Origin of the sequence: Bradyrhizobium genosp. A, from assembly GCF_049949275.1 — a bacterium.
GTDB lineage: Bacteria > Pseudomonadota > Alphaproteobacteria > Rhizobiales > Xanthobacteraceae > Bradyrhizobium.
In genome coordinates this window covers 2014105-2028892 of the sequence record NZ_CP188196.1, presented here as the reverse complement: position 1 = coordinate 2028892, position 14788 = coordinate 2014105, and the positions used below count along the sequence as shown (strand labels likewise).

Annotated in this window: 12 protein-coding genes; 9 read left to right on the top strand and 3 right to left on the bottom strand. The window is 60.9% G+C overall.

Features of this window, described 5'->3' with window-relative positions:
* Positions 1 to 8 precede the first annotated feature (8 nt).
* Positions 9 to 1028, bottom strand: coding sequence for an NAD-dependent epimerase (locus ACP2YP_RS09430; RefSeq protein WP_426423863.1), 1020 nt, complete (start codon positions 1026 to 1028; stop codon positions 9 to 11).
* 276 nt (positions 1029 to 1304) lie between these two features.
* Here ACP2YP_RS09430 and ACP2YP_RS09425 point away from each other — a divergent pair, with 276 nt between their 5' ends.
* Both ACP2YP_RS09425 and ACP2YP_RS09420 read left to right on the top strand, forming a co-directional pair.
* Positions 1305 to 2420: a glycosyltransferase family 4 protein gene (locus tag ACP2YP_RS09425; protein ID WP_426423862.1), complete on the top strand. Its 1116-nt coding sequence runs from the start codon at positions 1305 to 1307 to the stop codon at positions 2418 to 2420.
* Positions 2421 to 2487: 67 nt separating this feature from the next.
* A complete protein-coding gene (locus ACP2YP_RS09420) occupies positions 2488 to 3645 on the top strand; it encodes a glycosyltransferase family 4 protein (RefSeq protein ID WP_426423861.1) in 1158 nt (385 codons plus the stop codon).
* 11 nt (positions 3646 to 3656) lie between these two features.
* Here the strand turns inward: ACP2YP_RS09420 and ACP2YP_RS09415 are convergent, their stop codons facing one another.
* Positions 3657 to 3794 carry a hypothetical protein gene (locus ACP2YP_RS09415; protein WP_426423860.1) on the bottom strand — a complete coding sequence of 46 codons (138 nt, stop codon included), beginning with the start codon at positions 3792 to 3794 and terminating at the stop codon, positions 3657 to 3659.
* Between the two features lie 516 nt (positions 3795 to 4310).
* On the opposite strand from ACP2YP_RS09415, the gene ACP2YP_RS09410 reads away from it, so the two are divergent.
* The 6 genes from ACP2YP_RS09410 (at position 4311) to ACP2YP_RS09385 (ending at position 12103) form a co-directional block, all read left to right on the top strand.
* Complete coding sequence (locus ACP2YP_RS09410; RefSeq protein WP_426423858.1) at positions 4311 to 5540, top strand: polysaccharide biosynthesis/export family protein; 1230 nt, start codon at positions 4311 to 4313, stop codon at positions 5538 to 5540.
* A gap of 229 nt (positions 5541 to 5769) precedes the next feature.
* The gene (locus ACP2YP_RS09405) at positions 5770 to 6957 is read left to right on the top strand and encodes a glycosyltransferase family 4 protein (protein WP_426423856.1); all 1188 of its coding nucleotides are present in this window, start codon (positions 5770 to 5772) and stop codon (positions 6955 to 6957) included.
* A 51-nt stretch (positions 6958 to 7008) separates the two neighbouring features.
* Positions 7009 to 8208, top strand: a complete 1200-nt coding sequence (locus tag ACP2YP_RS09400) for a glycosyltransferase family 4 protein (protein ID WP_426423854.1) — start codon at positions 7009 to 7011, stop codon at positions 8206 to 8208.
* Positions 8209 to 8277: 69 nt separating this feature from the next.
* Positions 8278 to 9690, top strand: a complete 1413-nt coding sequence (locus tag ACP2YP_RS09395) for a hypothetical protein (RefSeq protein WP_426423852.1) — start codon at positions 8278 to 8280, stop codon at positions 9688 to 9690.
* A 179-nt stretch (positions 9691 to 9869) separates the two neighbouring features.
* The gene (locus tag ACP2YP_RS09390) at positions 9870 to 11312 is read left to right on the top strand and encodes an oligosaccharide flippase family protein (protein WP_426423850.1); all 1443 of its coding nucleotides are present in this window, start codon (positions 9870 to 9872) and stop codon (positions 11310 to 11312) included.
* Between the two features lie 44 nt (positions 11313 to 11356).
* The gene (locus tag ACP2YP_RS09385; RefSeq protein ID WP_426423848.1) at positions 11357 to 12103 is read left to right on the top strand and encodes a hypothetical protein; all 747 of its coding nucleotides are present in this window, start codon (positions 11357 to 11359) and stop codon (positions 12101 to 12103) included.
* 35 nt (positions 12104 to 12138) lie between these two features.
* On the opposite strand, the gene ACP2YP_RS09380 is transcribed toward ACP2YP_RS09385, so the two are convergent.
* Entirely contained in the window at positions 12139 to 13239 is a 1101-nt protein-coding gene (locus tag ACP2YP_RS09380; protein ID WP_426423846.1) for a hypothetical protein, read from the bottom strand.
* Between the two features lie 246 nt (positions 13240 to 13485).
* Here ACP2YP_RS09380 and ACP2YP_RS09375 point away from each other — a divergent pair, with 246 nt between their 5' ends.
* A complete protein-coding gene (locus tag ACP2YP_RS09375; protein WP_426423844.1) occupies positions 13486 to 14598 on the top strand; it encodes a glycosyltransferase in 1113 nt (370 codons plus the stop codon).
* The last annotated feature ends 190 nt before the right edge of the window (positions 14599 to 14788 follow it).

Below are 14788 nucleotides of genomic sequence, written 5' to 3'. Positions count from 1 at the left end.
GTGAGAGATTATACAAGATGATACATTCGATACCATTCGACAAAGCGGCCCAAGCCATCCGCGAGCGACGTCGACGGCGAGAAGCCGACGTCGCGCTGGAGCTCGGAGATGTCGGCACGCGTCTCCAGGACATCGCCGGCCTGCATTGGCAGCAGCTGACGGATCGCAGGCCTGCCAATGATCTTCTCGAGTGTCTCGACGAACTCGAGCAATTGCACCGACCTGTTGTTACCGATGTTGTAAACGCGATACGGCGCGTAGCTCGATGAATTCTCCGGCCGCTCGGCATTCCACCCCGGATTCGGCGTCGCGGGCCGATCGAGCGTGCGGATCACGCCTTCGACGATGTCATCGACATAGGTGAAGTCGCGCCACATGTCGCCATTGTTGAAAATCTTGATCGGCTCATTCGCGAAGATCGCACGCGTGAACAGATAGGCGGCCATGTCGGGCCGGCCCCATGGACCGTAGACGGTGAAGAAGCGAAGACCGGTCACCGGAAGCTTGTGAACATGCGCAAAGGTGTGCGCCATCAGCTCGTTGGCCTTCTTGCTCGCGGCATAAAGGCTGACCGGATGGTTCACCGATTGCTCGGTCGAATACGGCAAGGTGCGGTTGGCGCCATAGACCGAGCTCGACGAGGCGTAGACGAGATGCGTCAGACCATGCCGCCGGCCGGCCTCTAGCACGGTGACAAAGCCGTCACAATTGGCACGAATGCTGGTGATGGGATCGTCGATCGAGGCGCGGACGCCCGGCTGCGCCGCAAGGTGAACAACCCGATCGGGCGCGACTTCATCGAATACGCGGAGCACCGCGGCAAAATCCGCAAGGTCGATCTCGTGCAAGCTGAAGCCGGGAAGTTGCTTGAGCTTTTCGAGGCGCGCGCGCTTCAGCGCCGGATCGTAATACGGCGTGAACGCATCGATACCAACGACCTGCTCGCCACGCGCCAACAGCCGTTCACAAACATGCATTCCGATAAAGCCGGCAGCGCCGGTCACGATCACTGGTCGCAAAGCTGTCATCTCGTTCGTCCATTCCGCGAATGCAATGCCAGACCGGGACAAGAGAGGCAAGGTTTTGACGATGACGACATCATCGAGTCAGGCTCGTCCATGTAAGCGCATCGAAATGTGTAGGAAACATGATGGCATCATGCATCCACGCATGCTATCCGGCTGCGAGGATGCTCGGACGATAGCGCTGCATGTGCTAGAGATCATATAGACCGTACATTCCGCGCGGATGCCCAGTCTTGAGGCATTGTTCGCGCAAGACACGCGCAAAGAAAAAGATCGGCTTTGAAACTCTCCATCAACGGCAGGTTCCTGACACAATCGCTGACAGGCGTGCAACGCTATGCCGCCGAGATCGTCAAAGCGATGGACCGCCTGCTCACGAGCGGCAAGGCGCCACAGCAACTCCTGGATGCGGAGTGGCAGATTTTGGTGCCACCAAATGCACAGACGCTCGCCGGTCTTGGCCGGATCAAGGTCAGGCAAGTCGGAACTCTGCGCGGGCACGCGTGGGACCAGATCGATCTGGCGCGCGCGGCCGCCGGCACGCGCCTCGTCAGCCTCGCCAATTCCGGTCCGGTGCTCCACCGCGACCATCTCGTCGTGATTCACGACGCGCAAGTGTTCAAACGGCCGGACTTCTTCAGTTGGCAATATCTCGCCTTGCATCGATCGCTCGGCCATTTGCTGGCACGCACTGCAACCATTGCAACAGTTTCCGCGTTCTCACGCAACGAACTTGCCCGGGTGTTCTCGCTGGATCCTGCATCGATTCCCATCGTTCCAAACAGTGCAGAACACTTCGCGTCGGTCGAGCCCGATTACTCGATCATCGAATCCCTGCGCCTCGAACCTTACCGCTTCTTCCTCTTTGTCGGCTCGATGACGAAGAACAAGAATGTCGACACGGCCATTGGTGCGGCCGAGCGGCTCGGCCGCACGGATTTTCCGCTGGTCGTGGTCGGAGGCGACAACAGCAAGGTCTTTGGCGGCCGCGCGGCCGAGTCGAAAGCCGGAATCGTCATCGCCGGCCGCCTCAAGGACGAGGAAGTCGCCGCACTCTTCGCCCGTGCTGCAGCTTTCGTGTTTCCGAGTCTCTACGAGGGCTTCGGCATCCCACCCCTGGAGGCGATGTACTTCGCCTGCCCGGTCATTGCGAGTTCCGCGGAGGCCGTTCGCGAGACCTGCGCTGACGCTGCCGTCTATTTCGACCCACTCAACCCAGGCGAGTTGTCGGCACGGATGCACGAAAGAATTGATCTCGGCAGGATTTCGCCGGCGGAACAAGAGAAGCAGCGGGAGCGGCTCGCGACATATTCGTGGACCAAATCGGCCGTAGCCATGCTCGATGTGCTCGCCAAATCGGCTCCGCAGGCAACCTCCGGCGGAGCGCTACGATGACGCGGCCCAAATATTGCTGCTTGGAGACGCTACAAATGGTCTCTGCAAGACAGGGAAGGATCGACCGTTGTCCAGCGGCCTGAAGGTTCTGCATGTTGCCGAAACGGTGAGAGGCGGCATCGCAACCTACCTCAACGAGCTTCATCCGCATCAGAGCGCGAGCTTCGGGCGCGGCAACGTCAGCTATGTCGTTCCGTCCGACCATCGCGACGACCTGGTCAACGTCGAGGATGAGGCCGTCACCACCTTCCCGCGCGACGGCCGCAACGCCAAGGGCCTGTTTGCCATGCTGTCCGCAACGATGCGCGCGGTCCGGCAGCAGCGGCCGGACATCATTCACCTGCACTCGTCGTTCGCCGGGCTTGTGGTGCGGCCGGTGCTGTGGCTGACCTACCGGCGCTCGCGCATCATCTATTGCCCGCACGGATGGGCCTTTGGCCGGGAGACGGGCCGTCTTAGCCGCGCCGTCACTGAGTTCACCGAACTCGCGTTGTCGAAGCTGACCCATCGCATCGTCTGCATCTCCGAGAGCGAGCAGGTCGATGCAAGGCGGGTCGGAATTGCGGCAAAACGCCTCGTCCTCGTACACAACGGGATTTCCAGGCATCGCCCCACGCTCGACACACGCGCAGCATCATGGCGGTCGGAGAAGATCAAGGTCCTGTTCATCGGACGCCTCGATCGCCAGAAGGGATATGATCTCCTGATCGAGGCGGCCCGCGCGCTCGGAGACACGCTGGATGTGCGCCTCATCGGCGCCTCGGTCGTCAGCAAATTCCGGAGAAGCGACCTGCCCTCCAACGTCGCGCTGCTGGGCTGGATGGACCGCGACCAGATCGAGGGCGAACTGGATCAGGCAGACATGGTGGCGATTCCGTCGCGCTGGGAGGCATTTGGCCTCGTCGCCATCGAGGCGATGCGGGCGGCCAAGCCGATCATCGCATTCCGCATCGGCGCTCTGCCGGAAATCGTCGAAGACGGCACCACGGGCGTGCTGTGCGACGAAGTCTCGCCCGAACAGTTGGTTGAAGGATTCAAGCGCGCAACCAGGCTCGATCTGCCCGCGGTCGGCCGGGCCGGATATGAGCGTTTCACCCGCCTCTACGACATCGAGCAGACCCATCGCAACCTGAGCCAGGTCTATGTCGACGTCCTGCAATTGGACGAAAGCGAGGCTGGCAGGGCCAAGCTGCAGTCCGATTTCTCGAACAACCTGCGACCGTAGAGACCTGTCGATCAGGCCATCCGGTGGGCGTCGCCCTGCGCCAGATCGGTATCGATGACGCGTTGATCAGAGAACGACCACGTGATCGCGAGCATGATGGCCATCGCACAGATGAGAAAGCCGGCCGCGAACAGCCCGGTTTGCAACATCGTCTTCGCCTTCCCTTTTGTTTGCCCGACACCTAGCCGGATCGGGATTAGGAAGACCTTACGGACGCGAGCTTCCAGATCTAAGCGTTAACGGAGGCGGAATCCGTCACGGAAATGTCGATGCAGATCCTGACGGGCCACAGCCGAGCCCACAGCAGGACCCGCGAAACTACAGCGCAGGGTACGCTCTGATTCGAATTCGACACCTGGAGTTTACGTCGGCACCACATCGCAGAGATGCTGTCGAATGCGCCGGTCGAGCTCGCGCGCCGCTTACCGGATGAACCGAGGCCTCAATCGTGACACCGATCTGACACCGGCATGTCTAATTTGCGAGTTGCTTAGAAAAGAGCGCGTCTCGCACAGGATTTGACCAGTTGATTGCACGTGTACGCTGGTTCACAAGTGGCAATAAGGTCACAGCCATGAGTGCTTTACCATAATCACGAAGACGCAGCAGTGACTCAGTAGCTGGACAGTTGCTACGGTAATTCAGATTTTAGGTGTGTGCGAGGGATGACATTGGCTACGACCGAACAAACTCATTCGGATTTCGGGATTAGCCGGATTCTGGCCGTTGCTGCGATCAGCTTCTCCCTGACCGGCTGCGGGGGCTTCATTCCGTTAGACGCTCCCGATGCCGTTTCCACGCAAACAAATGCCGCGCTGGTCACCGAGCCGACCGCGCCGCTTGCCTATGCGCTGATGCCGGTCAATCCGGCCGTGCTGCAGGTGACCAATGGGTTTACAGACAGCGCCGGGCTGCTGTTCTCCCGCCTCCCCGGCGGCAATTACCGCGACGTCACGATCGGCGTCGGGGACATCGTCATCGTGACCGTCTACGAAGCCCAGGCCGGCGGCCTGTTCATTCCGCGCGAAGCCGGCGTGAGGCCGGGCAACTTCGTCGACATCCCGCGCCAGCAGGTCGACCAGTCCGGCAACATCAACATCCCCTACGCCGGATCGGTCAAGGTCTCCGGACTGACGCCGCGCGCCGTCTCGAACATCATCCGCGAACGCCTCAAGGATCGCGCCATTGATCCGCAGGCGGTCGTGAGCGTCGCAGAGCAGCGCGGCAACCAGATCAGCGTGCTCGGCGAAGTCAACTCGCCGCAGCGCTTCCCGGTCGACCCGGGCGGCATCCGCCTGATGGGCGCGATTGCACGCGCCGGCGGCCCGAAATATCCGTCCTACGAGAGCACGATCACGATCAAGCGCGAAGGACGCACCTACAACGAGTCGATGTCGTCGGTCGTGCATCATCCCAGCGAGGACGTGCTGCTGGCTCCGGGCGACGTCGTCTTCCTCACCCGCATTCCCAGGGTGTACATGGCGTTCGGCTCGACGCCGTCGCCGGGTTCGATCGGCGGCACCAACAACCGCCGCTTCACCTTCGAGAACGACAACATGTCGCTGGCCGAAGCGCTCGCGAAGGCCGGCGGTCTCGACGGGTCCCGGGCCGATTCCAAGTCGATCTATGTCTATCGCTTCGAGCCGAAGCCGCTGCTCCAGCAGATCGGTGTCGACGTGTCGCAGTTCCCGACCAAGACCATTCCGGCCGTCTACAAGTTCGACATGAGCAAGCCGGACGGCTGGTTCCAGGCTGACACGTTCAGGATGCGCGACCACGACGTAATCTCGGTCGCTGAATCGCCGTCGACCGAATTCATCAAGCTCATGGCCCCGCTGGACGCAGCTACAACTAACGCGTCGAACATCTCCAGCGTCGTGGTCAACTCCAAGTAACGGCCACGCTCGATACGCTCGCCTGCCCGAATCTCGCTGCTCGCGAAGGTCCGGGCAGGACGTCATGGCCCGCTTCTTGAATATTGTGTGACTATTTCGGCTCCGTTCCGGCATGATCATTCACGCCGTTGTGGGCTCGAATGCGATTGCAGATCCAGCTATTGCGTGGCAAGCGAGGTGTATCCCCGTCATCGATCAACGTACGAGGCGATCGTTGAAGATACTTATCGTGAACACCCTCTATCCTCCCGACGTCATGGGCGGAGCGGAGGTATCGGTATCGCTGCTCGCAGAAGCCCTCATGCGCAATGGCCACCAGGTCGCCGTCGTCTGCCTGCAGAAAGCGGGCGAAGTCTCGGTCGGGGATCGCAACGGCATCCGCACCTACCGTGTGCAGATCGATAATACATACTGGCCGTTTGGACAGACGCGGAAGCCACCAAGGCTCGAGCGACTGCGATGGCACCTGCGGGATACCTGGAACAGGCGTGCCGCCAAGCGCTTTGGCGCGATTCTCGACACCGAGAAGCCGGACGTCGTTCACACCAACAATCTGACCGGATTCTCCGTGTCGCTGTGGGCGGAGGCCAAGCGCCGCAACATCCGCGTCGTCCATACGCTGCGCGACTACTCGCTGATCTGCAAACGGTCCACGCTTTTCAGCAATGGCGACACGTGCAAGGAGCGCTGCCTGGCATGCAAGACGATGACCATGCCATATCTCTACGCCTCGCGCATGGTCGATGCGGTGGTCTCCAACAGCCAGTACGTACTGGACCGGCACCTGAAAGTCGGCTTCTTCCCGGGCGCACCTCGCAAGGTGGTCTACAACATCGCGGACGCCAGCGCGGGACTTGCCCCGCGGTCTCCGGACGCCGACCTGACTTTCGGCTTCATCGGCCGGATCGAGCCCGAAAAGGGCATCGAAGTCGTCCTTAAAGCGGTCTCTCTGCTCCCAGATTCGGGCTGGCAACTCAAAATCGCCGGAAAGGGCCTCGAAGATTACGTGAGAGAGCTGAAGGGACGGTATGATAATCCGAGGATCAAATGGCTTGGCTTCGTAAAGTCGGCGGAATTTTACTCGGCCGTGGATGTTTGCCTGATTAGCTCGGTTTGGCCTGAGCCATTGCCGCGGACACTGATAGAAAGCATCAATGCCGGACGCGCGACCATTTGCTCTACCGCCGGCGGAATACCAGAAATCTCTCATTTCTCGACGACACTCGGCTCGTACGAGCCAAGTGACCACTACAAACTGGCCGAACTGATGAAGCAGGCCGTCAGTGAAGCACCTAAATGGAAGCAGACTTTTCCGCCTCGGCCTGACTTTGCAGCCAGCTTCACACCGGAAGCTGTCACCGGACAATATCTCGACGTCTATTTAGAAGGCACCTCGAACACCGATGGAGAAAGATGAGAAGGGCTCTCGGGGTTCGTTCACAGACGCTTATTGGATGAGATCCTTTCCATGAGAATATTGATCACATCGTCACTGTACCCGACACCGGGCGCACCGAAGGTGGTCGGCGGGGCCGAGATATTCGTGCGTCGCATTGCCGAAGGCCTTTTGAAGAGTGGCGATGCCGTCGAAGTCGTTCGCGCCGCCTCGCTGCCCGAACAGGCGATGGAGACGAGCAACGGCATCGACGTGTACTCGGCGCCGGTCCAGAACATCTACCGACCCTTCACCGGACAGCGAAGCGCGCCGGCGAGAGGATTGTGGCATGCGATGGAGGACTGGCGCGGAAGCGCCGAACTCGTGGCCAGCAGAATCAAGGCATTCAAGCCCGACGTACTGCACTCGAACAACCTCTCGGGCCTCACCACGGCGGTATGGAAGACGGCGGCCGAGCTCAATGTGCCGGTCCTCCACACGCTGCACGACTACTACCTGACCTGCCCGCGGTGCTCGCGCTTCTCGAAGGGGAAGGCCTGCGAGCATACCTGCATGAGCTGCAGGCTGCTGACCATCAACCGCCGAAGCGCAACCAGATATCTGCGCGGCGTCGTCGGCGTGAGCCAGCGCATCCTCGACATCCATCTGGAGACGGGCCTGTTCGCCGATACGCAGCTCCGCAAGGTCATTCCCCACGCATCGACGATGCCGGTCTCGCCGCCTTCGAAATATTCCGCAGCTCCGGTCCTGACCTTAGGCTTCATCGGCCGTCTGACCGAAGAAAAAGGCATCTACAATCTCGTCAAGGCGTTCGCCTATCTTCCCCATGACCGGGTCCGGCTTGTCATCGCAGGCGTCGCAGAGGCGGAGATCCAGCACGAGCTCAGGGCCATGGCGCCGAAGGCGAGTATCGAATTTCTCGGCTTCGTCGAGCCTGAGAAATTCTATCGTCAGATCGACGTCGTCGTGATTCCGCCGATCTGGGAGGAGCCGGGTCCGCTCGTCGTTGCTGACGCCCAGGCGGCGCGAAAGCCTTTCCTGGGGACGCAATTCGGCGGGATTCCCGAGGCCGTCGAGCGCGGTGCCGTCGGCTGGTTGACCGCGCCCGATCCGAAGTCGCTCGCGGACAGCATTGTGCGCATCTTGTCGAATCCGGAGGAGCTGGCGGCGATGGTCGACAAGCTCGCGAAGCAGAACGATCATCGGACATTCACCGACGTCATCGCCGAATATCGCGCCGCCTTCGAGCTCCTGAGCCGGCACAAGCAATAGCCCTGGGATGACCGGTTTGTGCAATGAGCCCGTTCTGTCCTGCACTTCAGCCCGCAGCCTGAACCTCCCATGACCCGTCTGTTCGCGCTTGTCGGGGTCGTCTACCAGAGTGCGGCGGCGATCATTCTCATCTTTCTGCTCGGCCGTATCCTCACGCCGCTCGCTTATGCCAATTTCTCCCTCACGCTCGCCTCCAGTCAGCTGCTCAGCGTGCTGATGTTCGAATGGCTGCAATTGGCCGGCGTGCGCTTTCTCGCCGCCGCCACGCAGGACGACGCGGCGCGACTGAGATCTTCCCTGTTCGGCGCCGCGCTCGCCAGCGCGCTCGCGCTTCTGGTGATCGGGGGCCTCGCCGTTTCGATCGCTAGCCCGATCGCCACAAGCGTAGGCTTGGTCGGCCTTGCACTAGCCGTAGCGCAGGGCGCGACCGATCTCCACTTCATGGTTGTCCGCGTCTCGCACCGACTTGGCGCCGCCGCGTTTCTCCTCATTCTGAGAGCCACGCTGATGGTGGGCGGCGCGACGGCCGGCGCGTGGCTCCACGGCACGGCGCACGCGGCGCTGCTCGGCATGCTGGGCGCCCAGATCGCCAGCCTGATCGCCGGGCAGTTGCTGCATCCCCAAACGCTTCAGAAAGTGCCCCGTCCGGCGCTGCTCGCGGATTGGAGCGGCTTCGCTCGTTACGGTATGCTCGCCGCCGGCGCCTCAGTGCTGCACCTTTCGGTCCCGGTCTCGATACGCTTCGTCGTCGTTTCAGCGCTGGGTGCGAGCGCTCCCGCGGTCACCGCAGGCTTCTCGATGGCGATCGACCTGCTGCAGCGGCCGTTTGCAGTGCTGGTCGCAGCCATCCACACCGTCAACTATCCCGAAGTCGTCCATCAATACGAGCGCGGCAGTGCCGACGACTCCCGTGCCGCCGTCGCGCATCTCCTCGATTTCATCATATGCGCCACGTTGGTGATGCTCGGAGGCCTGATCGGCTTTCTGCCGGACGCGGGACAGTTGTTCGTTCCGGCGTCCATTCTGGCAAGCTTTCTCCAGACCTCGGCGACCGCAGCGGGCTTCTATTTCATGCACTGCCATCTGCAATCCACGCTCGCGATCGCACCCCATTTGACGAAGTCCGCCACGCGTCTCGTCGTCGTCGCCCTGTGCCAATTGCTGCTCGTCCTGGCCGTGGCGGTGCCGACGCAAGCGATCACGGGATCGCCGACCTATGTCCTGGTCGGTGCAATCGCCGCAACCGCGATCGTCATCGTGCTCGCGGCAAGACCAATGGTGCGGTTCGGCGCAACGCCGCGATGGGGGCTCGTCGCGGCATCCGTCGCGGGCGCCGCCTTCATCGGCGCATTTTCGGCCGTGCCTTCGGCGTCCGCGATTGCGCTGGTTGCGAAGATTTCGGCCGCAACCGCCATCGTCGCACTTCTCGCCTGGAAGGGGCGTTTCCTCGAAGCTGCCGGCGCATCCCCATCGGATGTGTAACGACAGCGTGACGCCGCGATGCTGCCCAGAATGAAAAATGGCCTGCCCAACAACTTGGCAATGCCTGCTGCCTGATTGCTTGTCTTGCCAGTTGTGCATGTGCGAGATAAACGCGCGGGTGCAGGGCTGGGCCGTATGGAACCTGAGTGGGCATCATCCCGTGGCGCCCGGAGATCGTAATGCTGAAAAATCTGCTGTCGATGTCCGGCATGAACGTTCTCAAATCCGGCCTGCAGTTCGCGATGACCGTCATGATGACGTATTTCGCGGCGCCGGCCGAATTCGGTCTCGTCACCTTTTCGCTCCCGTTCGTCGGATTCATCGCGCTGTTAACCGATCTGGGCATGTCGAGCGCCATGGTGCAGCGGCCGACGCTCGATCGGAACGACGCGGGCGCCGCGATCACGCTGATCTGCGCCATCGGCTTGCTCTGCGCCGTGATCCTGGCGGTCATCTCCGCGCCTCTCGCCGCCGGTCTCGAGATGGAGGGATTGGGAAGCGTGCTCGCCACGCTGTCGATTTCGGTGGTGCTCTCCATCGCCGGCCTCGGCCCGCGCGCCGTCCTCGAACGGCACCTGCGCTACCAGGTCGTGGCGAGCGTCGAGATCATCGCCGTCGTCGTTTCGGTGCTCACATGCGTTGTGGGCGCCTTCCTGGGCTGGGGCGTCTGGGCGCTGGTCGCCTACTATGTCGTCGTTCAGATCGTTCGCGCCGCCGCCTTCGCCATCATCGCGCGAAAGGATGTGCAGCTCAATTTTCAATGGGGCCGCGTGCGCTCGATCCTGACCTTCGGCGGTTGGGTGTTGGCGAGCAATCTGCTCAACTTTGCCGGTCGCGCAGTTGGCAACGTCCTGATCGGCGGTGCTGTGGGCGCGGCCGCCGTCGGTCTGTACGGTCTGGCGTACCAGATCATGATCCTTCCGCTGATGGTGATCACCTGGCCCGGCAGCGGCGTGCTGATGGCGACACTCAGCCGTCAGGCGGCAATGGGATCGCTGCAGGAGCGCAACGAGATCATTTGCGGTGTCCTGTCGCTGACGGCCGCCGTGGTCTTTCCCGGCATGCTCTATCTCACGTTCGGCGCGGACTATCTTTTCACCGCGTTCTTTCCGGCCAAATGGACCGGCATCATTCCGCTGGTCGGGTTGATGTCGATTGCCGGCGCAGCGCAGTCGATCACCGCTTATAGTGGCGCCATGCTGCTGTCGCGGGGCAAGGCTCAGCTGCAATTCTGGGTTTCGACCGCGAACAGCATCTCGACGATCGTGGCGTTCGTCATCGGCCTGAGATTTGGGCTCATCGGGATCATCAAGATCTATCTCGCGGTGACCCTCATCGTGTCCGTCGCCACGATGCTGATCACCTGCTGGGAAACCAAACTGCCAGTGGTCGATCTGGTCAAGTCGCTCGCGCCTGCAACTGTCGCCACGATGCTCGGCCTCGTTGCCGCAAATCGCGTCATGGAGATGGCCGCCACGCCGAAATCAGCCTGGTTGCTTGGCACGACCGCTTATGTCCTGACGATCGCGATCAGTTACCTGCTGTTTCATCGGCAACTGGCACGGAGCCTGCTCGGCCTGCGCGATCTCGAACTGAACAAGGAGCGCGTCGCTGCTACCTAGCCATGACACCGCGAGGGATTGATGAGATGACATCGAAAGGACCCATGAATATTCTGATCATGACGGCGACCATCACGCCGAAAGCCGACGTACGAAGCCTCGGCCGGAAAGATCCCGCCCTCCGCCGCAAGGACTATGAAGACGCGCTCCGGTTCTACGGCCGGCTGGTCGGCCAGTGCATCGACCAGATCGTCTTTGTCGAGAACTCGGAATCCGACCTGTCCAGTCTCAAGGCCATCGCCGAGCAGTTGAACATCGTCGACAAGATCGAGTTTATTTCCTTTCCGGGGCTCGACTATCCCCAGATGTACGGCCGCGGCTACGGGGAGTTGTTCCTGCTGGACTACGCGATGGCGAATTCGCGCTTCATCAGGGAATGCGATGCCGACACCCCGATCTGGAAGGTCACCGGCCGTTACGTTGTCCTGAATCTCGCCAAGCTAATCCAGAAGACCCCGAAAGGGTTCGACTTCTACGTCAACATGCGCAACTACCCCAAAAGGGTCGTCGACATGTACATGATGGCGTGGACCAAAGCCGGCTATCGCCAATATCTCCAGGGCAAATGCAAGCTCTATGAGGAGACGTCCGCCGCCGCGTTCCCCGAAAAGGCGCTGCGCGACGATTTCGAGGCCGCGCCGAGAACGCTAAAATTCGTTCCACGGTTCCGGACGGTGCCGCTCGTCAGCGGAATCCGCGGCCTCGACAACAAGGGATATGCAACCGACAACATCTGGAAGTTCTACATCCGGGTCGCACTGGACACCGTTTGTCCGTGGCTTTGGATCTAGGCCGAATGTTGCCGTAGGCGCGGCACGTGCCGCGCCTACATTCCGCGCTTCGTCAGCTCGTCGGCCTCTTGCGGCGCGAGCTGCTTTCCCGCAAAGCGTGAAAGCATGTAAAGCGGGACCTTCGGCGTCTTGAGGTCGTACATCAGGCCGAAGCGGTTTTCCGGCGGGGTCTTCTTCGGCTCATCGAACAACTCGTAGATCAGCACGCTCTCGACATCGGCGTCGACCTGATTGGCGATGAAGCTCAACGTGGCGTGCAGGCTCTTGTAGCACGCCTCGGTGAGGGGTTTGCCGGCTTCGTTCTCATAGGCCGGCTTGTAGATCTCCGCGCAATTGACCTCATTGAAGACGACCGGCTTGCCATACGTCGCGAGCTTCTTGAACAGACTGTAGGGCTGCCTGCTGCCGCCCCAGGCGCGGTTTGGATTCTGATTTAGGGATTCATAATAGTGGTAGGAGATGACGTCGAATCCGACCCCCTTCGACGCCATGAAGTCGAGAAAGCCGAACATCGTCGACGTGGTGTTGAGCACGCGTCGCAAATGCGTCCCGTGCTCGCGATTGATCTTGTCGATCGCATCCGACATGCCCTTGAGGACCGCGACCCAGTCGTTCATGACCGGCATGTCGAATTCCTCGGCGGTCCAGCCGTGGCCGTAGAGCTTCTTCCCGCTGGAATCCAGCGCCAGAAGATTGATCTCGTTGCCCATCTCCCAGTCGTTGATTTGATCCTTGAAATTGATCACGAAGGTGTAAGTTCTCGAATAGGCCTGTTGATACAGCGCATTCCAGTCGCCAGCCGGATACTTGCCGCCATCGGTGCGATCGCCCCAGGCAAACGGGGTCGCCAAAATCGGCTTGAGCGTGATGCCGTAGGTCTTGGCCAGCGCCAGCATGTCCCGGTACATCTGGACCTCGTAGGGATCGGTGTCCCGCGCGAGATTTGCACCGACCCTGTACTGCGTGAGCCCGCGGGCTCGCATGACCTCGAAGATCGCCTTCAGGTCTGCGCGCCGTCCGTCGGGGCCGTCGACCCCCCATGTGAGCGGACCCGCACTGGCATTCTCGACGGATGCCACCAGACCGAGTGTCAGCAACAGCGCGGCTAGAAAGACTCTCTTCATTGCCAGGAACATTGCGCCTCCGTGCGCTCGAGAAATTGCATGCATCCGCTCCCGATCCATCATCACCTGCATCTGCGCGACCGACCTTCACAATATGATCACATTAGGCCCTCACCGGCAAAGTGCTGCCGCTGTCGGAGCGAACAACACGTTTGCACGCTTTTGTGGCGAAAATTGCCGGAGGAATTGCCGTTCCAATTCGACTGAGTATCTATAATGTCGCCCGAATGGAACGACCTAACGCCAAGCGAGAGTAAATTGTCGAACGCTCCCCTCGAGTCGAAGCCACCGATCGTCCTCAATCGCTCGAACGAAGCGAGGCGCTCGGTCGCATGTGTCATCGTGACTTACGGACGACGCGAGCAGCTGGTACGGCGGACCGTTGCCGCCGTTCAGGCCAGCCCCGCGGTCAAACGCGTGATCGTGGTCGACAATGGATGCAACCGCCCGGTGACGGTTGACGATTTCGCAACCATACCTCCCGTCGATGTCATCAGGCTCGCTTCAAATCAGGGATCGGCCGGCGGCTTTCACGCCGGCATCACCGCTGCCCAGCAGCTCGAAGACGACGATTTGGGGTTCGTCCTGATTCTGGACGACGATAATGTCGGCGAGGACGGCTTCCTGGACCGCTTGCTCGCGCTGCATACGGCGCTCGGCGCGACTGATGATATCGGGCTGTGCGCGTTGCGCAGGCATCGGGGCATTTATCCGACGTTGCTTGCCGATCACAACGCGGTGGCCATCCGCGCCAACTCGTTCCTGAACTTTCATCTCGCCTCGCTTCCGTCGAAACTATGGCGGCGGTTCGCGCGATCCGCGCGGCGAGATCCGGAGAATTACGGGGAGTTTCATCTGCGCAGGATCGAGACCGCTCCCTATGGCGGGCTGCTGCTGCCGATCGGCGCCGTCCGGAAGGTCGCGCCTCCGAACAAGGAGTTCGTCCTCTATAGTGACGACCACGACTACTCACTGCGCCTGATGGACGCCGGCATTGCCATCTATCTGACGGATGTCGGTTGCATCAACGACGCGGAAGAATCCTGGGACAAGAAGCCGAGCACCAGCGCGCGCAGCGCGCTCGTCAGCCCCGACGCACCGGCGTGGCGGCTCTATTATGCCTGCCGGAACCGGATCCTGATTGAGAAACGATATACAACCTCCCCGATTGTCTATCGTATCAACCGAACGAGCTACGTCGGCCTGCTCGCGGTCGAGGCAATCCTGGCTTACCGCAGTCTTAATGGTGCCCGAAAGGCGCTTCGTCCGCTGCTCGAAGCCATCGCCGACGGCGACGCACAGCGACTTGGATGGCGGACCGAATATCAATTGCCCGGCGCATCATCTTCGAGCACCGCGCCCGCGCATTAGCACGCGACGAATCATTTTCGTTTGCGCAACCGATTCACTCCGCGGTCACGGAACATTCCGTAGAACAACGGGCTACTGATGAAACGTAATTGGGCAATCGCGGCGCGTTCCTGTGAGGAACAAGCATTGTCACGCAATGTGCTGAAAATACTTGCAGTTCGTTCGGAGAAAAGCCGCGGATATCTACATC

Coding starts and splice junctions, on each gene's coding strand:
- ACP2YP_RS09430 (WP_426423863.1), bottom strand. CDS start 1,028: ATGACAGCTTTGCGACCAGTGATCGTGACCGGCGCTGCCGGCTTTATC.
- ACP2YP_RS09415 (WP_426423860.1), bottom strand. CDS start 3,794: ATGTTGCAAACCGGGCTGTTCGCGGCCGGCTTTCTCATCTGTGCGATG.
- ACP2YP_RS09410 (WP_426423858.1), top strand. CDS start 4,311: ATGACATTGGCTACGACCGAACAAACTCATTCGGATTTCGGGATTAGC.
- ACP2YP_RS09400 (WP_426423854.1), top strand. CDS start 7,009: ATGAGAATATTGATCACATCGTCACTGTACCCGACACCGGGCGCACCG.
- ACP2YP_RS09395 (WP_426423852.1), top strand. CDS start 8,278: ATGACCCGTCTGTTCGCGCTTGTCGGGGTCGTCTACCAGAGTGCGGCG.
- ACP2YP_RS09390 (WP_426423850.1), top strand. CDS start 9,870: ATGCTGAAAAATCTGCTGTCGATGTCCGGCATGAACGTTCTCAAATCC.
- ACP2YP_RS09385 (WP_426423848.1), top strand. CDS start 11,357: ATGAATATTCTGATCATGACGGCGACCATCACGCCGAAAGCCGACGTA.
- ACP2YP_RS09380 (WP_426423846.1), bottom strand. CDS start 13,239: ATGTTCCTGGCAATGAAGAGAGTCTTTCTAGCCGCGCTGTTGCTGACA.